Below are 21,460 nucleotides of genomic sequence, written 5' to 3' on the forward strand. Positions count from 1 at the left end.
CGCATTCCGGGAGTTGTGCGCTAACCTGCACTCGCCAATGCTTTAGGTCGCGGTCGGGGAACACCGCGCATTCGAGTCCAGGAGGATACGCATGGCGCAGAAGGTCACCGTGACCCTGGTCGATGACCTGGACGGTGGGAAGGCTGAGGAGACGGTCGGCTTCGGATTGGACGGTGTGTCCTACGAGATCGACCTTTCCGCGGGCAATGCGGGCAGGCTCCGCGACGCTCTCGCCGACTTCGTCGCCAGTGCCCGCAAGGCGGGTGGCCGCAAGCGCGGCCCGGGTCGTCCGGCCGGTGTGAAGGCAGCTCGTCCCGCTTCGGCGGATCGTGAGCAGAACCAGGCCATTCGGGAGTGGGCGCGCAAGCAGGGCATGAAGGTGTCCGATCGCGGTCGCATCCCGGCCGAGGTGCTGGAGGCTTACCACCAGCAGGGCTGACGGGAGTCATTGCCCGTGGCCCAGGTCACGGGCAATTACGTCAATCGACGAAGGGGCGCCGGGATTCTCCGGCGCCCCTTGGTTGTTTTTCGGCCGGGGTCCGCGCGGGGCAACCCCTGAAATGAAGATCCTTTTCACAGAGTGTGCGGGTGTTCGTGAGTTTCGCTCGGACCGATCGCCGGCACGGAGCGTGCCGGGCGGTGACCTGACAGTGTTCGGTTAGGCTTACCTCACCGATTCGGGTCGCCGTGGGAGGAGCAGCACTTTGGCCCTCCGCACCACCCGCCTGCTGCTGCTCGTCGGGCTCCTCGTGCTGGTCGCCCTCGCCAGTGTCGCCATCGGCGCGAAGCCCATCCCGCTCGGTGACGTCTGGTACGCGCTGACCGCACCGACCGGGCTGGAGAACGACATCGTCGTCCGCGAGTTGCGGGTGCCGCGCACGCTGCTCGGCGTCGCCGTGGGCATCGCGCTGGGCGTCGGCGGCGCGTTGATGCAGGGCCACACCCGCAATCCGCTGGCCGATCCGGGCATACTCGGCGTCACCCAGGGCGCTGCTTTCGCCGTCGTCCTGTCGATCTTCACGTTGGGTGTTACCAGCCTCTACGGGTACGTGTGGTTCGCGTTCGCCGGCGCGCTGGTGGCGAGCGTCGTGGTGTTCCTGCTGGGGTCGGGGCGGTCCGGGCCGACGCCGGTGACGTTGGCGCTGGCGGGTGCGGCGGTGAGCGCGCTCATGCACGGGCTGGTGTCCGCGCTGGTGCTGCTGGACCGGCAGAGCCTGGACGCGTTCCGGTTCTGGCAGGTCGGCGGGATCGCGGGGCGTGACGTCGCGGTGCTGTGGCAGGTGCTGCCGTTCCTGCTGCTGGGGCTGGTGCTGGCGGCGGTCAACGCGGTCGGGCTGAACGCGCTGGCGCTCGGTGACGACGTGGCCCGGTCGCTCGGGCAGCGGGTGGCGTTGACCAGGGTCGTCGGGGTCGTGGCGATCACCTTGCTGGTGGGTGGCGCGGTGGCGGTGTGCGGGCCGATCGGGTTCCTCGGGCTGGTCGTGCCGCACGCGGCACGCGCGTTGACCGGCCCGGACTACCGGTGGCTGCTGCCGTTCTCGGCGGTGATCGGCGCGATCGTGCTGCTGGTCGCGGACGTCGTCGGACGGGTGGTGGCGCGGCCCGGCGAACTGGAGGTCGGCGTCGTGATGGCCCTGGTCGGCGCGCCGTTCTTCGTCGCCCTGGTGCGGCGGCGGAAGCTGGTGAAGCTGTGAGGGGGTTCCGGCTGGGGCCGGTGTCGGGAGCGCTGCGGTGGCGGCCGTTCGCCGTGGTGGTCGTCGGGCTGGGGCTGTTGGCGCTCGCGGCGGCGGTGAGCGTGGCGCGCGGCGACTTCCCGATCCCGCTGGGGCAGGTGTTCGACGTGCTGATGGGCGGCGGGCCGCGCGGGCAGCGGTTCATCGTGCTCGACCTGCGGCTGCCCAGGGCGTTGACGGGCGTGTTCGTCGGCGCGGCGCTCGGCATCGCGGGGGCGGTGTTCCAGTCGATCGCGCGCAATCCGCTGGCGAGTCCGGACATCCTCGGCGTGACGTGGGGCGCGGGGGCCGGGGCGGTCTGCGTGATCACGTTCGGCGGGTCGCTGGGCGTGGTCGGCGGGACGATGGCGGAGGTCGGGGTGCCGTTGGCCAGCCTGGCCGGAGGGCTGCTCGCCGGGCTGTTGGTCTACGGGCTGGCGTGGCGGCGGGGGATCGAGGGGTTCCGGCTGGTGCTGGTGGGCATCGGCGTCTCGGCGGTGGCGAGCAACTTCACCCACTACCTGCTGACCGTGGGCGACGTCACGGACGCGTCGCGGGTGATGGTGTGGATCACCGGGAGCCTGAACGGGCGCGGGTGGGAGCACGTCGTGCCGGTCGGGTTGGCGTTGGCGTTGCTGATCCCGGCGGTGCTCGTCGGGGCACGGCTGCTGGGCGCGCTCCAGTTCGACGACGACACCGCGCGCGGGCTCGGGGTGCGGCTGAACGGCGCGCGAAGCGTGATGTTGCTGCTCGCGGTCGTGCTGGCCGCCGTGGCGACGGCCGCCGCCGGTCCGGTCGCGTTCGTGGCGCTGGCGTCACCGCAGATCGCGCTGCGGCTGGCCGGCACCGCCACGCCGCCGTTGCTCGGGTCGGCGGTGGTCGGCGGGCTTCTGGTGGTGGTGTCGGACCTGGTCGCGCGGCTGGCGTTCGGCGGGTTCGAGCTGCCAGTCGGCGTGGTGACGGCCGTGCTCGGCGCGCCTTATCTGATGTACCTGCTCGTCCGCAGTCGCCGGGAGGCACGGGTATGACCGCTGTTCGGCTCCAGGCCCAGTCGCTGTCCGTCGGGTACGGGGAGCGGCTGGTGGTGTCCGGGCTGGACCTGGACGTGCTGTCCGGTTCGGTGACGGCGGTGATCGGGCCCAACGGGTGCGGCAAGTCGACGTTGCTGCGGGCGCTCGGACGTCTGCTGCCGGCCCGGTCCGGGGCGGTGGTGCTGGACGGCAAGCGCATCGACCGGACGCCGACCCGTGAGGTGGCGAAGGTGCTGGCGATGCTGCCGCAGTCGCCGCAGGCGCCCGAGGGGCTGACCGTGGCGGAGCTGGTCGCGCGCGGCCGGCACCCGCACCAGGCCTGGTACCGGCAGTGGTCGCCGGAGGACGAGGCGGCGGTGGCGTCGGCGCTGGAGATGACCGGCATGGAGGCGTTGGCCGACCGGACCGTGGACGAGCTGTCCGGCGGGCAGCGGCAGCGGGCGTGGATCTCGATGGCGTTGGCGCAGGGGACCGACCTGCTGCTGCTGGACGAGCCGACGACGTTCCTGGACCTGGCCCACCAGATCGACGTGCTGGACCTGGTGCAGAGGCTGCACCGGGAGTTCGACCGGACCGTGGTGATGGTCCTGCACGACCTCAACCTGGCGGCCCGTTACGCGGATCGGCTGGTGGCGATGAAGGACGGCCGGATCGTGGTGGAGGGCTCGCCGGCGGACGTGCTGACCGAGGCGAACCTCCTGGACGTCTTCGGCCTGGACGCCCGCGTCGTCGCGGACCCCGTCACCGACACTCCCTTGGTGATCCCCATCGGCCATCGCCACCGCTAACCCGCGAGTCGAACCTCCAGGACCCGCGTGTCGAACCTTCAGGACCCGCGTGTCGAACCTTCAGGACCCGCGTGTCGAACCTCCAGGACCCCCGAGTTCAACGCTCAGGCCGGATCGCGTGCGTCCTGAGCGTTGAACTCGGGGGACCTGAGCGTTCGACTCGCGGGTCCTGAGCGTTCGACTCGCGGGTGGGTCAGCAGACGCGGGGGCAGGTGGAGCAGGCGGCGGCGTCCGGCAGGACGTAGTGGAAGCAGCAGCTCTCGCGGCGCCTGGACCAGCCGGTCTCGGTGGCCTTCAGGGTGGACGCCGAAGTGAACGGGTCCAGCTTCGCCGGCAGCAGCAGCGCCGCGTCCAGCACGCCCGCCGTCTCGTCACCGCACAGCTGCCCCGCCGTCCACGCCGCGCTGTCCAACGCGTCCGTGGCCGCCGCCCACAGCATCCGCCGACCCAGCCGCACGGTCGACCCGAACGAGCCCACGAACTGCGCGCTGTGCGCCGCGAAACGGGCCCTCAGCAACGCCGCCAACGCGGCCTCGTCGGCCACCACGGTCGCGCCCGGGTGATAGGCCGCCGGATCGTCCGGCAGGCACGCGAACTCGTCCGACAGCAGCGCCAGGCCCACCACGTGCGGACGCCCCTCGGGCGCCAGCCGGATCGCCACGTCGGAAGGCCGCAGCGAGGGCACCCGCCGCGCGCTGTGGAACAGCAGCCCGCCCAGCACGCCCACCGCGTTGAGGTACCAGGTCATGACGTACCCGGCGGTGGTCCGCTCCGGCGCCTCGCCGTACTGCTCGCGCAGCCACTCGGCCAACTGCTTGCGCCACACGTCGAACCGCTCGGGCTCACCGACGTACTCCGAGCACACGACCCAGTCGCCACGATCGGCCGGCAGCCCGAACCGCGCCTCGAAACCCTCGTAGAGCGACACCCCCGCAAGGGACTCGGCGACCGGCGTCGCCGCGTCGCACTCCGTCTCCCGCACAGGTACGGTCATAACCAGAAGGTCCTCGTCGGGTCGCTCGGTTGAGGTATGCCTAACCTTAGCAAGGTAGGCCTAACTTGCACCGCTGTGGTGACCCCGGTCACCACGGATGACGCCGAACGGCTGAATGTTCGCGTTGAGCGGACAACACCCGATCCGTGGAATCTGCCAGCTAGATCACGCGTTGATACCGATGTCAGAGATCCCCGAAGACGACTGCCTGCGATCGGGAACTGAGAGTGTCGGGGCTGACGACTACAGTGGTCCCACGGTGCCGCGCTCTCCACGGTCAGCCAGACGGTCGGCCAGGGGTGAGCCCGAGGACCGCCGGCGCAGCAGTCAGGGAGTGCGAATGTTCGAAAGGTTCACCGACCGCGCGAGGCGGGTGGTTGTCCTGGCCCAGGAAGAGGCCAGGATGCTCAACCACAACTACATCGGCACCGAACACATCCTCCTGGGGTTGATCCACGAGGGTGAGGGTGTCGCCGCGAAGGCGCTGGAGTCGTTGGGGATCGCGCTGGAGGGCGTCCGCCAGCAGGTCGAGGAGATCATCGGCCAGGGTCAGCAGGCCCCGTCCGGCCACATCCCCTTCACCCCGCGCGCCAAGAAGGTGCTCGAGCTGTCACTGCGCGAGGCGCTGCAGCTGGGCCACAACTACATCGGCACGGAGCACATCCTGCTGGGCCTGATCCGTGAGGGCGAGGGTGTCGCGGCGCAGGTGCTGGTGAAGCTGGGCGCGGACCTGAACCGGGTGCGCCAGCAGGTGTTGCAGCTGTTGTCGGGCTACTCGGGTGGCAAGGAGCCGGCGGAGTCCGGTGGCCGCGGTGAGGGCACCCCGTCCTCGTCCCTGGTGCTGGACCAGTTCGGGCGCAACCTGACCGCGAGTGCGCGGGAGGGCAAGCTCGACCCGGTGATCGGGCGCACCAAGGAGATCGAGCGGGTCATGCAGGTGCTGTCGCGGCGCACCAAGAACAACCCGGTGCTGATCGGCGAGCCCGGCGTGGGCAAGACCGCGGTGGTCGAGGGCCTGGCCCAGATGGTGGTCAAGGGCGAGGTGCCGGAGACGCTGAAGGACAAGCAGCTCTACACCCTCGACCTCGGCTCGCTGGTGGCCGGCTCGCGGTATCGGGGTGATTTCGAGGAGCGCCTGAAGAAGGTGCTCAAGGAGATCCGCACCCGCGGCGACATCATCCTGTTCATCGACGAGATCCACACCCTGGTCGGCGCCGGGGCGGCGGAGGGCGCGATCGACGCGGCCTCGATCCTGAAGCCGATGCTGGCGCGGGGCGAGTTGCAGACGATCGGCGCGACGACGCTGGACGAGTACCGCAAGTACGTGGAGAAGGACCCCGCGTTGGAGCGCCGGTTCCAGCCGATCCAGGTCGGCGAGCCGTCGTTGGAGCACACGATCGAGATCCTGAAGGGTCTGCGGGACCGGTACGAGGCGCACCACCGCGTCTCCATCACCGACTCCGCCCTCGTGGCCGCCGCGACGCTGGCGGACCGGTACATCAACGACCGGTTCCTGCCGGACAAGGCGATCGACCTGATCGACGAGGCCGGGGCCCGGATGCGGATCCGCCGGATGACCGCGCCGCCGGACCTGCGCGAGTTCGACGAGAAGATCGCCGACGTGCGCCGGGACAAGGAGTCCGCGATCGACGCGCAGGACTTCGAGCGGGCGGCGAAGCTGCGGGACGCGGAGAAGACGCTGCTGGGCCAGAAGGCCGAGCGGGAGAAGCAGTGGAAGGACGGCGACCTCGACGTCGTCGCCGAGGTGGACGACGAGCAGATCGCCGAGGTGTTGGCGAACTGGACCGGTATCCCGGTGTTCAAGCTCACCGAGGAGGAGACCACGCGTCTGCTCCGCATGGAGGACGAGCTGCACAAGCGGATCATCGGCCAGGTCGACGCGGTGAAGGCGGTCAGCCAGGCGATCCGCCGCACCCGGGCCGGGTTGAAGGACCCGAAGCGCCCGTCGGGTTCGTTCATCTTCGCGGGTCCGTCGGGTGTGGGTAAGACGGAGCTGTCGAAGGCGCTGGCGAACTTCCTGTTCGGCGAGGACGACGCCCTGATCCAGATCGACATGGGCGAGTTCCACGACCGCTACACCGCCTCGCGTCTGTTCGGTGCCCCTCCCGGTTATGTCGGCTACGAGGAGGGCGGGCAGCTCACGGAGAAGGTGCGGCGCAAGCCGTTCTCGGTGGTGCTGTTCGACGAGATCGAGAAGGCGCACCAGGAGGTCTACAACACGCTGTTGCAGGTGTTGGAGGACGGCCGCCTGACCGATGGCCAGGGCCGCACGGTGGACTTCAAGAACACCGTGATCATCTTCACGTCGAACCTGGGCACCTCGGACATCAGCAAGGCCGTCGGGTTGGGCTTCACCTCGGGTCAGGACGTCGCGTCCAACTACGAGCGGATGAAGAACAAGGTCAACGACGAGCTGAAGAAGCACTTCCGGCCGGAGTTCCTCAACCGGATCGACGACATCATCGTGTTCCACCAGCTCACCCAGGACGAGATCATCAAGATGGTGGACTTGATGATCGCCCGCGTCGAGACGCAGTTGAAGAACAAGGACATGGCGATCGAGCTCACCGATCGGGCGAAGATGCTGCTGGCCAAGCGCGGGTTCGACCCGGTGCTCGGCGCGCGGCCGCTGCGTCGCACGATCCAGCGCGAGATCGAGGACCAGCTGTCGGAGAAGATCCTGTTCGGCGAGATCACCGCCGGCCAGATCATCATCACCGACGTCGAAGGCTGGGACGGCGAGTCCGAGGCCGACGACAAGGCGCACTTCGTGTTCCGCGGTGAGGCGAAGCCGATGCGCGTTCCGGACGCCCCGCCGGTCGACCTCGCGTCGTCCGGTGGCGATTCCGGCGGTGAGTCGGACGTCGAAGCCGGCTGACGCCGGACGTCACGGTGTCGAAGCGCCCCCTGGGAATCCCGGGGGGCGCTTCGCGTTGTCTGCCTGAAGGTCGTGCCGGGCGTTCAGTGCCGGGCGTTCAGTGTGGTGTGCTCAGTGCAGGGTGCCGGCGGTGATGCGCAGGTCGACGGACGTGCTCAGTGACGTCCGGATGATCAGGTCCAGCGCCTTGGCGGTGGTTTCGACGGGGAGGCTCGGGAGGTCACGGCCCTCGGCCTGCGCGGGCGAGAGCGGCACGTGCACGAACCCCGCCCGCAAGCCGGGGTGTTCGGTCGTGACCAGGTGCATCAGGCCGTAGAAGACGTGGTTGCAGACGAACGTGCCCGCTGTTTGCGACACCGACGCCGGGATGTCCTCGGCCTGGAGCGCCGCCACGCACGCCTTCACCGGCAGGCCGGTGAAGTAGGCCGCCGGTCCGCCCGGCACCACCGGTTCGTCGATGGGCTGCGCGCCCGTGTTGTCCGGGATCCGCGCGTCGTCCAGGTTCACCGCGACGCGCTCCAGTGTGAAGTCGGTCCGCCCACCCGCCTGCCCCACGCTCACGACCAGGTCGTAGTAGCGGGTGGCGAGCGCTTCGCGCAGTTCGGCGATCGAATCACCGAAAGCGCAGGGCAGGCGCAGGGTCGTCAGTCGGTAGCCGGTGGGCTTCACGGCGACGGCCGCGTCCCATGACGGGTTGGTGTCCTCACCGTCGAACGGGTCGAAGCCCGTCAGCAAAACGTCCACTCGGGCAGACTAGATGTCGTGGTCGACATCGAGGAACGCCGGACCAGGCGCGGGGGGACGACGTTCCTGCTGGTCGTGGCCGCCATCGCCTTCGCGCTCGCCGCGTTCACCCGGCTGCTCGGGATCGACGGCACCCGGTACACGCTCGCCACGACCGCCCTCACGCCCTACTTCACGGCCGCCGGGGTGGTGTTGGGCGTGCTCGCGCTGCTTTTAAGACGGTGGGCGGTCGGCACCACCACGTTGCTGATCGCGGTGGTGCTGGTGGCCGCGGTCGCGCCGAGGGCGTTCCCCGACTCACGGCCGGTCGGCGTCGGCCAGGAGGTCACGGTGATGTCGGCGAACCTGCTGGTCGGCCGCGCGGAGGCCGAGGCGGTGGTGGCGGCCGTCAAGGAGCACGACGTCGACGTGCTGGCCCTCCAGGAGCTGACGCCGGCCATGGTGCTCGACTTCGAACGCGCCGGCCTCGACCGAGTGCTCCCGTTCCGCCACTTCCTGGACGAGCCGGGCGGCTCCGGTTCCGGCATCGCGTCCCGCTACCCGCTGTCACCCCGCACGCTCACGCCGCCCAGCACGTTGCGCCAGGCCGGCGCGCTGGTCGACCTGCCCGGTCAGGACTTCGAGGTGCTGTCCGTGCACCCGCTGCCGCCGGTGGTCGACGCCGGGCCGGAGCGCTGGCAGCGGGACATGGCGGGCCTGCCCGAGCGTGAGTTCGCCGGGCCGGTGCGGGTGCTGGCGGGCGATTTCAACGCCACCCTGGACCACGCGGGCCTGCGCCGGCTGCTCAACAGCGGCTACGTGGACGCCGCGGACGAGGTCGGCGCCGGGCTGACCCCGACGTGGCCGTCCGGCGCGCTGTGGCCGCCGCCGGTGGCGATCGACCACGTGCTGGTGGACGGCCGGTGCCCGGTGGACACGTTCGCCGTGGTGGACATCCCCGGCTCGGACCACCGGGCCGTCGTCACCCGATTCGTCGTGCCAGCTCCGTGATCGCTTCCAGCGCGCCCATCGGCACCGACACCCCGCGCCCGTGCCGCACCTCCGGCTCACGCGGGTTGATCCTGATCAGCGCACCCGAGACGGCGCTCGCCAGCTCGGCCTGACGCCGCACGGTCGGCACCGCGAGCCCCGCGCCGACCTCGATCACGGCGAGGTTCCGGTGCGCGCGCCGGAACTCCACCAGCGCGTCCAACGCCTTCTGCGACGGACCGCCGATCCACGACCAGTCGCCGAACATGAGGATGTTCGGCCGCGCCAGGCCACCGCAGTTGCGGCACGCCGGCAGCGGCCCGGTCGCCCGCATGGACTCCGGATCGACGTCCACCACCACGTCGTCGGCCGGCCACACGTCGTCCGTGCACGGTTCCACGCACTGGAGGTGGTGGATCGAGCCGTGCACCTCGGCCACGTCGGTGAACCCGGCCCGCTGGAACTGGCCGTCCACGTTCGACGTGAACACCCGCGCGCCCCACTCGTGGAGCACGCGGAACCCGTCGTGCGGCACGGTGCGCCGGTACAGGTCGAGCCGGTGCCCGTAGAAGCCCCACGCGAGCGTCGGGTCGTCCACGAAGTGCACCGGGTCGGCCAGCTCCTCGAACCGCAGCCCCAGCCGGACGTACGCCGGGTACGCCTGCCAGAAGCCGGTCGCGCCGCGGAAGTCGGGCAGGCCGGAGTCGACGCCCATCCCGGCGCCCGCGCACACCAGCAGCGCGTCGGCGCCCTCGATCAGCTCCGCCGCGCGGTCGAGCGCCTCAGTCACCCGTCGTGGACTTGGGTACGGAGCTGAGCACTACCTCGAACTCCAGCAAGTCCGAACCGGTGCCCACGGGCTTGGCCCGCTCGCCCGAGTGCGCGTCCTTGGCCCGGCCGCCCATCCAGTTCTGGAAGGCCTCTTCGGTCTCCCACTGCGTCACCACGAAGTACCGGTCGTCGCCCTTGACCGGCCGCAGGAGCTGGAAGCCGAGGAAACCGGGTTCGGAGTCGACCGCGCCGAGCCGTGCGGCGAACCGCTTCTCCAGCTCCGGGCCCGAGCCGTCGGGCACGTGGATCGCATTGATCTTCACAACCGCCATGACCACGACGTTACCGCAGCCCGCGCGTGATCATCGGCGGAGCGAACCGGGGTACAGGTGTTCGTCTTCGGGGATCTCGTCACCCCGGAACCAGGCGGCGAAGAACGCGTCCAGGTCCTGCCCCGACGCCTGCTCCACGTGCGCCTCGAACTCCGGCCACGACGCGTTGCCGTCCCGGTTCGCGGTCGTCCAGTCCTTGATCGCCCGGTTGAACACGTCGTCGCCGACGCGGTGGCGCAACGCGTGCAGCGCGAGCTGGCCCTTGTCGTAGACGCCCTTGAACTCGTTGCCGCGGCCCATGTCGTAGAGCTTGCGGCGCCAGAACGAGTCACGCGCGCCCTCGACCTCGGCGCGGTACCGGTCGTCCAGGTCGACGCCCTCCTTCGCCTCGTCCCACAGCCACTGGGCGTAGCTGGCGAAGCACTCGTTCAGGCAGATGTCGGCCCAGTTCTCCAGCGACACCGAGTTGCCGAACCACTGGTGCGCGTTCTCGTGCACGACGGTGTCGAGGTCGGCCCACCCGGCGTAGATGGGCCGGGTCTGGGTCTCCAGCGAGAACCCGATGTTGTCGGCCAGGAAGATCCCGCCCGCCGACCGGAACGGGTAGGGCCCGAACTTCTCCGACAGGAACGCGAGCACCTCGGGCAGCCGTTCCTGGTGCCGGCGGCCGTCCTGCGCGCCGGGCGCGTAGGCGTCCACCACGGGCGTGCCGTCGGGCAGGGTGGACCGCTCGACCGTCCACTTGTCGATCGCGATCGTGGTCAGGTAGGTGGCCATCGGCTGCTCGGCGACCCAGCGGAACGACGTCCAGCCGTCCGCGGTGGTCGCGCCCTCCTCGACGCCGTTGGAGATCACCGACCAGCCTTCCGGCACGCGCGCGGTCAGGCTGAACGACGCCTTGTCGCGCGGGGTGTCGTTGGCCGGGAACCAGGTGGTCGCCGAATGCGGCTCACCGGCCGCGAACGCGCCTCCGGACGAGGAGATCTGCCAACCGCTGCGGCCCAGCGCCCGGTCCTGGAACACGGTCGGCTCGCCGCCGTACCGGACGGTGGTGGTGAACTCCTCGCCGTTCACCAGGGGCGCCGCGGGCGTGACGACCAGCTCGTGGTCGCCCTCCTGGAGGTACGTCGCCGCCGGCTTCTCGCGCACGTCCACGGCGGTCACCTTGAGCGCGTACAGGTCGAGGTTGAACCGGCTCAGGTCGGCGGTCGCCTTCGCGGTGATCTTCGTGACGCCTTCCAACTGCCTGGTCGCCGGGTCGTAGGTGATCGACACGTCGTAGCCGCTGACGTCGTAGCCGGTGTTGCCGTCCTGTGGGTAGTACTCGTCGCCCGCGCCGTCACCGCCCTCGGCGTCCACCACCGGCGGGGCCGTCGACTCGGCGGTCGTGGGCCGGGCCTGCTGCTTCTCACCCGGCAGGGTGGCCACCACGATCCCGGTCGCCACCAGCACCAGGACGAGGACGAGCAGGTACGGGCGCGCCTTGGGACTGATGGCCATGCCGACATGATGCACGTATGAGCGTTGCGGAGTTCGGGGGATCGGGGCAGGGCATTCTGCTGCTCCACGGCCTGATGAGCCGGGCGAGCACGTGGTGGACGGTGGCGCGGTGGCTGACGCCGTACGGCCGGGTGGTGGCGCCGGACGCGCGCGGGCACGGCCGCAACCCGGTGCGCGGGCCGTTCCGGACCGAGGACTTCGTCGCCGACGCGGTGGCCGTGATCGAGCGGCACGACCTCGCGCCGGCCGTGGTGATCGGGCACTCGATGGGCGGGCTGCACGCGTGGGCGCTCGCCGCGACCCGACCGGACCTGGTGCGCGCGGTCGTGGTCGAGGACGTGGTGCCGGACAACCGCGGCGGCTCGATCGACGACTGGAAGTGGTACTTCGACGCGTGGCCCGTGCCGTTCCAGTCGTTGGCGCACGTGCGGTCGGTGGTGGACGTGCCGCGGGTGGAGGAGCTGTTCGAGGAACGGGAGGACGGCTGGCACCTGATCGCCCACCTGCCCGACCTGTACGAGATCGCGGCCGAGTGGGGCGAGCGGGCGTACTGGGACCACGTGGACGCGGTCCGGTGCCCGATGCTGGTGATCGAGGCGGGGAAAGGCGGGATGCGGGCCGGGCAGATGGCCGAGGTGGCGCGGCGGACCGGGGCGTCCTACCTGCTCGTGCCGGAGTCCGGGCACGTCGTGCACGACGAGGCGCCTGACGTCTACCGAGGTGCGGTGGAGGCGTTCTTGAGCGGGTCGATCCCGCCGGTCTGAGTGTCCACGATCGCCATCTCGCGGGCCTTGGCGCGGATCGGGCTGATCGGGTGCAGCTCGGCGAAGGCCGCCTTCACGTCGGTGTCCTCGCCGTCGAGGAGCGTGCAGTGCGGCACCCAGTTGCCCGGCAGGTGCCGGCTGTTGGGGTGCTTCACCCGGCCCGCGAGGATGTCGTGCACGGCCGAGTGCACGGCCAGCAGTTCGCTGTCCACGACCGCGCCCAGCTGGAGCGTGTTCTCGGTGGCGCTGAGCGTGTGCAGCCAGACGTCGGGCAGCCACAGGCGGGACAGGTCCTCGCGCAGCTCGTTGCGCACCCTGGGCCCGATCGTGCCCGCCGCCGCGTACGTCAGGTGCGGTGGCAGCTCGGACTTCGCGCCGATCCGCCGCCACAGCGTACGGACCGCGTTGTCCGCCTCGGCGTCGAAGAACACCACGAGCGCGTGCACGTCAGTGCTCGCCGGGCAGCGCGAACAGGCCTTCACGCGTCTGCTCGACCAGCCCGTCGGTGAGCAGCGAGTGCAGGCACCGGTCACGCTGGCCCGCGTCCGACCAGACGACGTCCAGCCGGGCCTTCGCCACCGGTTCGACGGTGCCGCGCAGCACGTCCAGGAGCAGGCCGCGCACCTGCCGGTCGGTGCCCGCGAACTTCTGCACGGCCTTCGCCGGGCCGTCGTACGCGGGACGGCCGTTGAGCTGCCACGCACACGCGTCGAACACCGGGCAGTCGGCGCACTTCGGCGCGCGGGCCGTGCAGACGAGCGCGCCCAGCTCCATCAGCGCGGCGGAGTAGACGGCGGCGGCCTTGTCGTTCTCGGGCAGGAGGGCTTCGACGTCCTTCAGGTCCTTGGTGGTCGACGGCGGGCCCGCGTCACCCGCGCCGTGCACGGCCCGTGCCACTACGCGCCGGACGTTCGTGTCGACCACCGGGCACTTCTGCCCGTACGCGAACGCCGCGACAGCCCGTGCGGTGTAGGCGCCGATGCCGGGGAGGGCGAGCAACGTGTTGACGTCCTGGGGTACGACGTCGTCGTGCTGCTCGGCGATGGCCTGTGCGGCGGCGTGCAGCCGGAGGGCGCGGCGCGGGTAACCGAGCTTGCCCCAGGCGCGGACGACGTCGCCCTGGCTCGCCTTCGCCATCGCGGACGGGGTCGGCCACCTGGCCAGCCACTCGTGCCAGATCGGCTCGACGCGGGCGACGGGTGTCTGTTGCAGCATGATCTCGCTGACCAGCACGCCCCAGGCCGTGCACTCCGGCCGTCGCCAGGGCAGGTCACGGGCGGTGTCGGCGAACCAGTCGAGGAGGAGCTCGGCATCCAGGCTCATAGCGCCGCACAGTCTTCCACGACGGGTCGCGCGTCAGACGACCTCGGTCAGCTCGCCCGTCCGCACGTCGTAGACGAAACCGCGCACGTTGTCCCGGTGCGGGAGGAAGGGGCTGTGGCGAACCCGGTTCACCGAGCCGCGGACGCTGTCCTTGACCTCGCGGAACGCCTCGACCGACCACGTCGGGCGCATCCCGGAGTCCTGCTCCAGCTCGTCCTTGAAGGCGTCTTCGGTGACCAGTTCGAGGCCGCAGTTCGTGTGGTGCACGAGCAGCACTTCGCGGGTGCCGAGCTTGCGCTGGCTGAGCGCGAGGGACCGGATCATGTCGTCGGTGACGACGCCGCCCGCGTTGCGCAGCACGTGCGCCTCACCCTGCTTGAGGCCGAAGATCTCGAACACCCGGATGCGGGAGTCCATGCAGGTCAGGATGGAGACGTGCATGGAGGGACGGGGCGAGGAACGGTCGCCGGGGACGATGTTGCCCAGTTCGGCGTTGCGGCGGAGCAGTTCGTCGATCGCGGTCATCGCGCACCTCCCGTGTTCCCTGGGATTGGAACCCGTGTCCCGCATGCCGGGCAAGAGATTCGGGTGAGGATCACGTTCACCGCATCGGGGGACCGATGCCTCCCCGATGATTCCACGTGATCCCGATACCTTCGCGGTGTGATCGAGCGCACAGGCCCGAAGTCGCCGTCGGTGTACTGGCGGCGCCGCGCCCTGGCCATCGGCGGCTCGGTGGTCGCGCTGGTCCTGGTGGTCTGGCTGGTAGGCGTCGTGATCGGTCCCGACGACCCGACCACGATCGCACCGCGCGGCGCGACGTCGTCCAGCCCGCCCCCGCCGCGCGAGACGCCGGCGGTGTCGTCGTCGACCACTTCCCCTTCGCCTCCACCGCCACCTGCCGCCGTGCCTTCTCCGACGTTGCCACCCGGCCCGCCGCCGCCGTGCGAGGACGCGCACGTGGCCGTCGTGGCGGAGATCGAGAAGCCCGCGTACGCCGTGGGGGAGCAGGTCGGCATGAAGATCGTCGTGTCGAACACCGGGCCGTTGCCCTGCACCAAGGAGATCGGCCGGCACGTGCGCGAACTGGTGGTCACGACGGCGGACGGCGCGACGCGCTTGTGGTCCAGCAACGACTGCTTCTCCACCGCGGGCTCAGAGGTCCGCGTGATGCGCCCCGGCGAACTGTTCACCTACGGCCTGCGCTGGGTCGGCAGCACCTCGGAACCAGGCTGCCGCAAACACACCCGCCTGGGCCCCGGCGACTACCTCCTCACCGCCCACGTGGCCGGAAAGCCAAGCCCCCCGATCGTCTTCCGCCTCACCTGAGCCGTCACGGCCGTCCGATCCGGCGATGGTTGCGAGCCTTCGCACCGTCGGGCATTCCGTGTGAATACGCCTGCGCCGGGAAATGAAAGCAGGGATCCCCTGGAGTGGGGATCCCTGCCGGGTGTCCGAATGTCGTGCCGGTCAGGCCGGCGGACGTGTCACGGGCCGAACCAGCGTTCCTCCGCAGTGCCGCGCGGCGAGGCGGCGGTGGAGCCCAGGACCAGTTCGGTGGACAAGGTCACGGCCCTGGGACGGGTGCGTTCGGCCGAGTCGAGCAGCAGTTTGCCCGCCGCACGTCCCTTTTCCATCACCGGTTGCCGCACCGTCGTCAGCCCGGCCTGCTCCGCCTCACGGATACCGTCGAAACCGGTGACGGTGATATCCGCCGGCACGCGCATGCCACGCCGCCGCACTTCGCCCAAAGCGCCCAAAGCCAGTATGTCCGACGTGCAGATCAACGCGGTGATCTGCGGGTCACGCTCCAGCACCTGCGCCGCGGCCGCCGCACCGGACGCCATGGTGTGGTCGAACCGCTCCGCCACCGGCACCGTCGCCCAGTCCACGCCGACCGACGCGAACGCCTGCGCCAGACCGGCCAACCGGGCCCGCTGCACGTGGAAGTGCGCGGCCTGCTGCCGCTCCGGCGTCACGAAGTCGTCGTTCCGGTCCCGCGCCAGCCGCATGCACACCACGCCGACCCGCCGGTGCCCCAACGAGATCAGGTGCTGGGCCAACGCGTGCATGGCCGCCTGGTCGTCGATGCCGACACGGTCGACGTTGCCGAGGTCGGGCTGATCGCACACGACGGTCGGCACCGGCCGTTCCAGCACAGCCGCCAGGTGCGGGTCGTCGTCGGGCACCGAATACACCACGAACCCGTCCACCCCCGCCCGGTGCACGGCTGCCACGTCCTCGCGCTCGGGGTTCGCCGGCACGAGCAGCAGCCCGGTCCCGGCGTCCTCGCACGCGAGCGCCAATCCCTCCAGGAACCCGATCGCCGCCGGGTCGCGGAACGCGTAGGACAGGTTCTCGGTGAGCAACAGGCCCACCGCACCGGCCTTCCGGGTCCGCAGGGAACGGGCAACCGGGTCGGGCCCCGGGTACCCGAGTCGTCTTGCTGTCTCCAACACCCGGCGTCGCAGCTCTGGCGAGAGCTGGTCGGGACGGTTGTACGCGTTGGACACCGTTGTCCGGGAAACACCCAGCTCCGCCGCCAGTGAGGCGAGCGTCGCGGGGCGTCGCACATGCATCGACCGCGCCATGAAGTGACCGTAACGGTTCAGAACCACTTACAGAAGTGGGGGTGACGGGCGTCCCTCGAATTTGCCATCAGCCCAGCTAGGACAGCGTTACCTCACGGTACAGTGGTCTAAACCAATGAGGGTGCCGCGGACGACTCGCGGACCACCAGCCGAGGCCGGAAAACACGCGTGTAATTCCCCGCCGGACGCCTCCGCCGATCCGGGTCGAGCCGGTGCACCAACTCGTCCACGGCCGCCGCCGCCATTTCCTCGATCGGCTGCGCCAGCGTCGTCAACGAAGGCGAGCAGTAGGACGCCAACGGGATGTCGTCGAACCCCACCACCGACAGGTCGCCGGGCACGGACAACCCGCGCCGGTGCGCCTCCCGCAGCACGCCGATCGCCATGTGGTCGGACGAGCAGATCACCGCCGTCGGCCGCACGGTGTCCAACAACGTCGACACCGCCTCGGCGCCGCCCTCGGGCCCGAACGGCCCGTGCGCCACGTAATCCGACGACGCCGGCAGCCCGTCCTCCTCCAACGCCGCCGACCACCCGGCCCGCTTGAGCCGCGACGGCAACGCACGCCCCGGCCCCGACACGAACCCGATCCGCCGGTGCCCCAACTCCACCAGGTGCCTGGTCGCCGCATATCCGGCGTGCTGCTCGTCCACGGTCACGTCCGGCACGTCCAGCGACGGCGTCGCCCCGTTGACGAACACCATGTGCACGCCGTCCGCCAGCAGCTTCGCGTAGTACGACGGCCGCGGCGCCTGGCCGAGCGGCACCTCGACGTTGGTGATCTCCGGCGACACGAACACCATGCCCTCGACGCCGCGCGCCAGGAGCATCCGCACGTACTCCTCCTCGCCCATCGCCCCGGCGCCGGTCGCACGCGTGTTGCACAGCAGCGACGAGTACCCCAGCCGGGCGGCCCGCACCTCCAGCGCCTCGGCGAACGCCGGGAACACCGGGTTGGACAGTTCGGGCACCAGCAGGCCGATCACGCCGGTCCGCTGGAGCGCGCCGAGCCCGCGCGGCGTGTAAGGCATTTCCGCAAGCACCGCGAGCACGCGCTGGCGCGTCTCGTCGTTGACGCCCGCCCGGCGGTTGAGCACCCGGCTGACCGTGGAGATGCTCACCCCGGCTGCCCTGGCGATCTCGGACAGACCGGACACCGTGCCTCCTCGCGTGTTACGTCGGCGTGCCGATCATCGGACGCCGGGTGACGTGCAGCCTGCCGTCAGCGGCAAATTTTTGCAACGCCTGCCTGCGTTTCCGTGGGCGAGGCAGGTCCGTTACGGCTTGGTTACGTGCGAACCCTTGACCCGGCCCTGGTCGGCGGGATGAAATCCGCGTCAACAATTTCGCAAGTTCTTGCAAGCGCCTTCATCACGGTGGAGGCCAGCAGGAGGGACGACAGCAACGATGCGACGTACCACCCTCGTGACCGCAGTGGCGGCAGCCGGCGCCCTCATCCTCACCGCGTGCGGTGGTGGCGACGGCGGATCCGCGTCCGGCGACTCCGGTGAGATCACTTTCTGGGACACCAGCGGCCCGAACGAGAGCCCGGTGTTCACCAAGATCGCGCAGGAATGCGCGACCAAGGGCGGCTACAAGGTCAAGACCGAGACGGTCGCCTTCGACCAGGCCCTGAACAACTACCGCACCGCCGCCCAGGGCGGTCAGGGCCCGGACGTGTTCCGCGCCGAGGTCGCCTGGGTGCCGCAGCTGGCCAAGCTCGGCTACGTGGTCGACCTGACCGGCACCGAGCTGGCCACCGACACGGCCGACTTCCTGGAGACCCCGCTGGGCTCGACCAAGTACGACGGCAAGTCGTACGGCGTCCCCCAGGTCACCGACTCGCTGGCGCTGTTCTACAACAAGAAGCTGCTGGCCGACGCCGGTGTCACGCCGCCGAAGACGTGGGACGAGGTGAAGGCCGCCGCGGCCAAGCTCGGCGGCGAGAAGACGATCTTCATCAACAACGACGCCTACTACGCGCTGCCGTTCATGTACGGCGCCGGCGGCGACCTGGTCGACGCGGACACGAAGAAGATCGTGGTCAACTCGGCGGAGAACGTGAAGGCGCTGGAGACCGCCAAGGGCCTGCTGGACGCCAAGGCCGCGTCCACCGCGCTCGACCCGGCGAACTCCTACAACAACATGCAGGCCGCGTTCACGTCCGGCGAGGTCGCCATGGTGATCAACGGCCCGTGGTCGGTGGCCGACTACCTCAAGGGCGCCGCGTTCACCGACGCCGCCAACCTGGGCATCGCTCCCGTCCCCGGCGACACCGCGGGCAAGGGCTCCGCGCCCGTCGGCGGCCACGACTACGTGATCCGGCAGGGCACCAAGGCCAAGGACTCGTCGATCAAGTTCATCGCCTGCATGAGCAGCGTCGAGTCGCAGGTCCAGGTCGCCAAGGAACTGGGCCTGCTGCCCACCCGCAAGTCCGCCTACGAGAACGCGGACGTGAAGTCGAACGCGGTCGTGTCGGCGTTCGAGCCGGTCGTCACCGCCGCCCACCCGCGCGCGTGGATCCCCGAGGGCGGGCAGCTGTTCGACCCGCTGAAGATCGCCTACGCGGACGTGCTGGCGGGCAAGAAGGACGCCAAGACGGCGCTGGACGAGGTCGCCAAGGCCTACAAGGACACCGTCGTCCCCGAGTACACCGTCGGCTGACCGACCCTCGCGGCGCCCGGCTCGCACGTGGGCCGGGCGCCGCGGGGCAGCGAAGGGAGACTTCGGTGCGCAGGTTCCTGGACCGGCACTGGTACGCGTACGCGATGGTGCTGCCGGTCGTGGTGGTCATCGCGGTGCTGGTGCTGTTCCCGCTCGCCCAGGGCGTGTTCTTCACCTTCACCAACATCAACGAAGGCAACATCGCCAACCCGATCCTCGACCGGCCGGCGTCCTACGTCTCCGTTGGCCTCGACAACTACCTGAAGATCCTGTCCGGCGACGCGAGCTACGGCGCGTTCTGGTCGACGCTCGTGCGCACGCTGGTCTGGACGTTCGGCTGCGTGTTCTTCCACTACACGATCGGCCTCGGCCTGGCGCTGCTGCTCAACCGCCAGGTGCGCGGACGGTCGGTCTACCGGGTGCTGCTGATCCTGCCGTGGGCGGTGCCCGCGTTCATCAGCGCGTTCGCGTGGAAGTACATGTTCAACGCGCAGTACGGGATCATCAACCAGTTCCTGCGCTTCCTCGGGCTGGACGACCCGCCGGTGTGGCTGGGCCAGTCCGACTGGGCGCTGGTCGCGGTGATCATCGTGAACGTGTGGCTAGGCGTGCCGTTCATGATGGTGGCGCTGCTGGGCGGGCTCCAGTCGATCCCCGGCGACCTCTACGAGGCGGCCGAGGTGGACGGCGCGACGCCGTGGCAGCGGTTCCGGAACGTGACGCTGCCGGGCTTGAGGTCCGTGTCCAGCACGGTGGTGCTGCTCGGCATCATCTGGACGTTCAACATGTTCGCGATCATCTACCTGATCACCGGGCCGAACCCGAACACCCGGATCCTGGTGACGTACGCGTTCGAGCGGTTCTTCTCCGGGGCGTCCCGGGACTTCGCGGTGGCGTCGACCTACGGCGTGCTGATCCTGTCCGTGCTGCTCGTGTTCGCGGGCGTGTACCGGCGCGCGCTGCGCAAGCAAGGCGAGGTGTGGTGATGACGGTCGAAGCGGCGTCGGTGAAGGTGGTCCAGCCGGAGCAGGTCGCGCGGCGGCGCCCGGAGCGGCTGCGGAAGCGCACGGACCGGTCGCGGTTGGCGAGCGTCGGGCTGCACGGCGCGTTGGTGGTGGCGTCGCTGATCGCGGTGTTCCCGGTGTTCTGGGTGCTGGTGACGTCGTTCAAGCCGGACGCGAAGGCCGTGGAGACCACGCCGAAGCTGGTGAACGACTCCAGCCTGGACAACTACGTGCGGATCCTCGCCGGCGACAAGGGCGACTTCCTGGCGTGGTTCGGGAACTCGGTGCTGATCGCGTTGATGACGACGGTGCTGGCGGTGTTCCTGTCGGCGACGACGGGGTACGCGGCGTCGCGGTTCCGGTTCCCGGGCAAGCGGTCGCTGATGCTGTCGTTCCTGGTCGTGCAGATGTTCCCGTTCGCGGTGTTGATCGTGCCGCTGTACAACATTCTGCTCGTGCTGGGGTTGCAAGGCACGTCGATGGGCCTGGTGCTGGTCTACTGCACGACCGCCGTGCCGTTCTGCACGTACATGCTGAAGGGCTACTTCGACACCATCCCGAACGACATCGACGAGGCCGGGCGGGTGGACGGCTTGTCGCCGTTCGGTGTGTTCTGGCGGCTCGTGCTGCCACTGGCCCGCCCGGGACTCGCCGTGACCGCGTTCTACGCGTTCCTGACGGCGTGGGGCGAGGTGGCGTTCGCGTCGGCGTTCTTGTCGGCGGCGGACGAGTCGAAGACGCTGGCGGTCGGCTTGCAGGTGTTCGTGCAGCAGAACCGGACCGAGTGGGGTCACCTGGCGGCGGCGTCGATCCTGGTGGCGATCCCGGCGATCATCGTGTTCTACCTGGTGCAGCGGTTCCTGGTGACCGGCCTGGCGTCAGGTGCGGTGAAGGGCTGAGCGGTGTGGGGCCTCCTGGCGCGGAGGCCCCCACTCAGACCTCGATGACCTCGACGATCGATTCCAGGCCGCCGGACGCGTGGTGATCAGCCACGGCGGCGCTCCCACGGGTCGTCATCCCCGATGCGATCTTCGTTGCCGAAGAACTCGTCCGCTTCCGCGCGCATCTGCGCGTAGTCGACCCTCGGCAACGGCATGAGCCGTTCGATGACCTCGTCCGTGGCCAACCGCCGCCTGGGCGTCGGCGGGTGGAGTTCCATGACCACGTCCCCGTCGCGCACGACGTGGTAAGTCTCGCCCGTCTCGACGGCTTCGATGACCTCGGCGGGGTTGTCGATGAACTCCCGTTGGCTGATGACCTTCACACCGGCAAGGTTAGGGACCGCCTGCGCCGCCGTCCAGGAGCGATACCGCTGGTCAAACGCCTGCTGACCAGCCTCGATCAGGTGACGGCACCCCGCCGCGCGCCGGTGCC

General features: G+C 70.0%; 22 protein-coding genes. 11 read left to right on the forward strand and 11 right to left on the reverse strand.

Annotation, left to right across the window (positions count from 1 at the left end):
• Positions 1 to 91 precede the first annotated feature (91 nt).
• From F4560_RS34435 to F4560_RS34450, 4 genes are all read left to right on the forward strand, one after another.
• Entirely contained in the window at positions 92 to 439 is a 348-nt protein-coding gene (locus F4560_RS34435) for a histone-like nucleoid-structuring protein Lsr2 (protein ID WP_033443198.1), read from the forward strand.
• A gap of 265 nt (positions 440 to 704) precedes the next feature.
• Positions 705 to 1,694: a FecCD family ABC transporter permease gene (locus F4560_RS34440; protein WP_184927255.1), complete on the forward strand. Its 990-nt coding sequence runs from the start codon at positions 705 to 707 to the stop codon at positions 1,692 to 1,694.
• Positions 1,691 to 2,740 carry a FecCD family ABC transporter permease gene (locus F4560_RS34445; RefSeq protein ID WP_184927257.1) on the forward strand — a complete coding sequence of 350 codons (1,050 nt, stop codon included), beginning with the start codon at positions 1,691 to 1,693 and terminating at the stop codon, positions 2,738 to 2,740. Before F4560_RS34440 ends, F4560_RS34445 begins: the two co-directional genes overlap by 4 nt.
• The gene (locus F4560_RS34450; RefSeq protein WP_184927259.1) at positions 2,737 to 3,531 is read left to right on the forward strand and encodes an ABC transporter ATP-binding protein; all 795 of its coding nucleotides are present in this window, start codon (positions 2,737 to 2,739) and stop codon (positions 3,529 to 3,531) included. Before F4560_RS34445 ends, F4560_RS34450 begins: the two co-directional genes overlap by 4 nt.
• Before the next feature lie 193 nt (positions 3,532 to 3,724).
• Here F4560_RS34450 and F4560_RS34455 read toward each other — a convergent pair whose 3' ends face one another.
• A complete protein-coding gene (locus tag F4560_RS34455; protein WP_184927261.1) occupies positions 3,725 to 4,525 on the reverse strand; it encodes a (2Fe-2S)-binding protein in 801 nt (266 codons plus the stop codon).
• Between the two features lie 340 nt (positions 4,526 to 4,865).
• On the opposite strand from F4560_RS34455, the gene F4560_RS34460 reads away from it, so the two are divergent.
• A complete protein-coding gene (locus tag F4560_RS34460) occupies positions 4,866 to 7,424 on the forward strand; it encodes an ATP-dependent Clp protease ATP-binding subunit (protein WP_184927262.1) in 2,559 nt (852 codons plus the stop codon).
• A 111-nt stretch (positions 7,425 to 7,535) separates the two neighbouring features.
• Here F4560_RS34460 and pcp read toward each other — a convergent pair whose 3' ends face one another.
• Positions 7,536 to 8,168 (reverse strand): pyroglutamyl-peptidase I, encoded by a 633-nt coding sequence (gene pcp, locus F4560_RS34465; protein WP_184927264.1) that lies wholly within the window; start codon positions 8,166 to 8,168, stop codon positions 7,536 to 7,538.
• An 18-nt stretch (positions 8,169 to 8,186) separates the two neighbouring features.
• Between pcp and F4560_RS34470 the strand changes: the two genes are divergently transcribed.
• Positions 8,187 to 9,158 (forward strand): endonuclease/exonuclease/phosphatase family protein, encoded by a 972-nt coding sequence (locus F4560_RS34470; protein WP_184927266.1) that lies wholly within the window; start codon positions 8,187 to 8,189, stop codon positions 9,156 to 9,158.
• Here F4560_RS34470 and F4560_RS34475 read toward each other — a convergent pair.
• From F4560_RS34475 to F4560_RS34485, 3 genes are read right to left on the reverse strand one after another with little or no spacing between them, the layout of a single operon-like run.
• Entirely contained in the window at positions 9,130 to 9,927 is a 798-nt protein-coding gene (locus F4560_RS34475) for an SIR2 family NAD-dependent protein deacylase (RefSeq protein WP_184927268.1), read from the reverse strand. The genes F4560_RS34470 and F4560_RS34475 overlap by 29 nt on opposite strands.
• Complete coding sequence (locus F4560_RS34480; protein ID WP_184927270.1) at positions 9,920 to 10,240, reverse strand: antibiotic biosynthesis monooxygenase family protein; 321 nt, start codon at positions 10,238 to 10,240, stop codon at positions 9,920 to 9,922. The genes F4560_RS34475 and F4560_RS34480 overlap by 8 nt, the downstream gene beginning before the upstream one ends.
• Positions 10,241 to 10,270: 30 nt before the next feature.
• Entirely contained in the window at positions 10,271 to 11,740 is a 1,470-nt protein-coding gene (locus tag F4560_RS34485) for a M1 family metallopeptidase (RefSeq protein ID WP_184927271.1), read from the reverse strand.
• Between the two features lie 17 nt (positions 11,741 to 11,757).
• On the opposite strand from F4560_RS34485, the gene F4560_RS34490 reads away from it, so the two are divergent.
• Positions 11,758 to 12,504 carry an alpha/beta fold hydrolase gene (locus F4560_RS34490; protein WP_184927273.1) on the forward strand — a complete coding sequence of 249 codons (747 nt, stop codon included), beginning with the start codon at positions 11,758 to 11,760 and terminating at the stop codon, positions 12,502 to 12,504.
• Here the strand turns inward: F4560_RS34490 and F4560_RS34495 are convergent.
• Genes F4560_RS34495 through F4560_RS34505 form a run of 3 tightly spaced genes read right to left on the reverse strand, consistent with a single transcriptional unit; the run spans position 12,453 to position 14,352 of the window.
• On the reverse strand, positions 12,453 to 12,950 hold the full coding sequence (locus tag F4560_RS34495) for a 2'-5' RNA ligase family protein (protein ID WP_184927275.1): 498 nt from the start codon (positions 12,948 to 12,950) through the stop codon (positions 12,453 to 12,455). The genes F4560_RS34490 and F4560_RS34495 overlap by 52 nt on opposite strands.
• 1 nt (position 12,951) lies before the next feature.
• A complete protein-coding gene (locus tag F4560_RS34500) occupies positions 12,952 to 13,827 on the reverse strand; it encodes an HhH-GPD family protein (RefSeq protein WP_184927277.1) in 876 nt (291 codons plus the stop codon).
• A gap of 33 nt (positions 13,828 to 13,860) precedes the next feature.
• Positions 13,861 to 14,352 (reverse strand): beta-class carbonic anhydrase, encoded by a 492-nt coding sequence (locus tag F4560_RS34505; RefSeq protein WP_184927279.1) that lies wholly within the window; start codon positions 14,350 to 14,352, stop codon positions 13,861 to 13,863.
• Between the two features lie 138 nt (positions 14,353 to 14,490).
• Here F4560_RS34505 and F4560_RS34510 point away from each other — a divergent pair, with 138 nt between their 5' ends.
• Positions 14,491 to 15,156, forward strand: coding sequence for a hypothetical protein (locus F4560_RS34510; protein ID WP_184927281.1), 666 nt, complete (start codon positions 14,491 to 14,493; stop codon positions 15,154 to 15,156).
• Between the two features lie 158 nt (positions 15,157 to 15,314).
• Here the strand turns inward: F4560_RS34510 and F4560_RS34515 are convergent, their stop codons facing one another.
• Both F4560_RS34515 and F4560_RS34520 read right to left on the reverse strand, forming a co-directional pair.
• Positions 15,315 to 16,418, reverse strand: a complete 1,104-nt coding sequence (locus F4560_RS34515; protein WP_184927283.1) for a LacI family DNA-binding transcriptional regulator — start codon at positions 16,416 to 16,418, stop codon at positions 15,315 to 15,317.
• Positions 16,419 to 16,525: 107 nt separating this feature from the next.
• On the reverse strand, positions 16,526 to 17,575 hold the full coding sequence (locus tag F4560_RS34520) for a LacI family DNA-binding transcriptional regulator (protein ID WP_184927285.1): 1,050 nt from the start codon (positions 17,573 to 17,575) through the stop codon (positions 16,526 to 16,528).
• A 250-nt stretch (positions 17,576 to 17,825) separates the two neighbouring features.
• Between F4560_RS34520 and F4560_RS34525 the strand changes: the two genes are divergently transcribed.
• The 3 genes from F4560_RS34525 (at position 17,826) to F4560_RS34535 (ending at position 20,985) form a co-directional block, all read left to right on the forward strand.
• On the forward strand, positions 17,826 to 19,082 hold the full coding sequence (locus F4560_RS34525; protein ID WP_184927287.1) for an extracellular solute-binding protein: 1,257 nt from the start codon (positions 17,826 to 17,828) through the stop codon (positions 19,080 to 19,082).
• 104 nt (positions 19,083 to 19,186) lie between these two features.
• Positions 19,187 to 20,068, forward strand: coding sequence for a carbohydrate ABC transporter permease (locus tag F4560_RS34530; protein ID WP_184929562.1), 882 nt, complete (start codon positions 19,187 to 19,189; stop codon positions 20,066 to 20,068).
• Complete coding sequence (locus F4560_RS34535) at positions 20,068 to 20,985, forward strand: sugar ABC transporter permease (RefSeq protein ID WP_184927289.1); 918 nt, start codon at positions 20,068 to 20,070, stop codon at positions 20,983 to 20,985. The genes F4560_RS34530 and F4560_RS34535 overlap by 1 nt, the downstream gene beginning before the upstream one ends.
• A gap of 86 nt (positions 20,986 to 21,071) precedes the next feature.
• On the opposite strand, the gene F4560_RS34540 is transcribed toward F4560_RS34535, so the two are convergent.
• Positions 21,072 to 21,350 carry a type II toxin-antitoxin system Phd/YefM family antitoxin gene (locus F4560_RS34540; protein ID WP_184927291.1) on the reverse strand — a complete coding sequence of 93 codons (279 nt, stop codon included), beginning with the start codon at positions 21,348 to 21,350 and terminating at the stop codon, positions 21,072 to 21,074.
• Between the last annotated feature and the right edge of the window lie 110 nt (positions 21,351 to 21,460).

The sequence above is a fragment of the Saccharothrix ecbatanensis genome, assembly GCF_014205015.1.
Classification (GTDB): Bacteria; Actinomycetota; Actinomycetes; order Mycobacteriales; family Pseudonocardiaceae; genus Actinosynnema; species Actinosynnema ecbatanense.

Bases quoted from the DNA above. Each gene is read 5' to 3' on its own strand.
- F4560_RS34435 (WP_033443198.1), top strand. From the start codon at position 92: ATGGCGCAGAAGGTCACCGTGACCCTGGTCGATGACCTGGACGGTGGG.
- F4560_RS34450 (WP_184927259.1), top strand. From the start codon at position 2,737: ATGACCGCTGTTCGGCTCCAGGCCCAGTCGCTGTCCGTCGGGTACGGG.
- F4560_RS34455 (WP_184927261.1), bottom strand. From the start codon at position 4,525: ATGACCGTACCTGTGCGGGAGACGGAGTGCGACGCGGCGACGCCGGTC.
- F4560_RS34460 (WP_184927262.1), top strand. From the start codon at position 4,866: ATGTTCGAAAGGTTCACCGACCGCGCGAGGCGGGTGGTTGTCCTGGCC.
- F4560_RS34480 (WP_184927270.1), bottom strand. From the start codon at position 10,240: ATGGCGGTTGTGAAGATCAATGCGATCCACGTGCCCGACGGCTCGGGC.
- F4560_RS34485 (WP_184927271.1), bottom strand. From the start codon at position 11,740: ATGGCCATCAGTCCCAAGGCGCGCCCGTACCTGCTCGTCCTCGTCCTG.
- F4560_RS34490 (WP_184927273.1), top strand. From the start codon at position 11,758: ATGAGCGTTGCGGAGTTCGGGGGATCGGGGCAGGGCATTCTGCTGCTC.
- F4560_RS34500 (WP_184927277.1), bottom strand. From the start codon at position 13,827: ATGAGCCTGGATGCCGAGCTCCTCCTCGACTGGTTCGCCGACACCGCC.
- F4560_RS34505 (WP_184927279.1), bottom strand. From the start codon at position 14,352: ATGACCGCGATCGACGAACTGCTCCGCCGCAACGCCGAACTGGGCAAC.
- F4560_RS34515 (WP_184927283.1), bottom strand. From the start codon at position 16,418: ATGGCGCGGTCGATGCATGTGCGACGCCCCGCGACGCTCGCCTCACTG.
- F4560_RS34525 (WP_184927287.1), top strand. From the start codon at position 17,826: ATGCGACGTACCACCCTCGTGACCGCAGTGGCGGCAGCCGGCGCCCTC.
- F4560_RS34530 (WP_184929562.1), top strand. From the start codon at position 19,187: ATGGTGCTGCCGGTCGTGGTGGTCATCGCGGTGCTGGTGCTGTTCCCG.
- F4560_RS34535 (WP_184927289.1), top strand. From the start codon at position 20,068: ATGACGGTCGAAGCGGCGTCGGTGAAGGTGGTCCAGCCGGAGCAGGTC.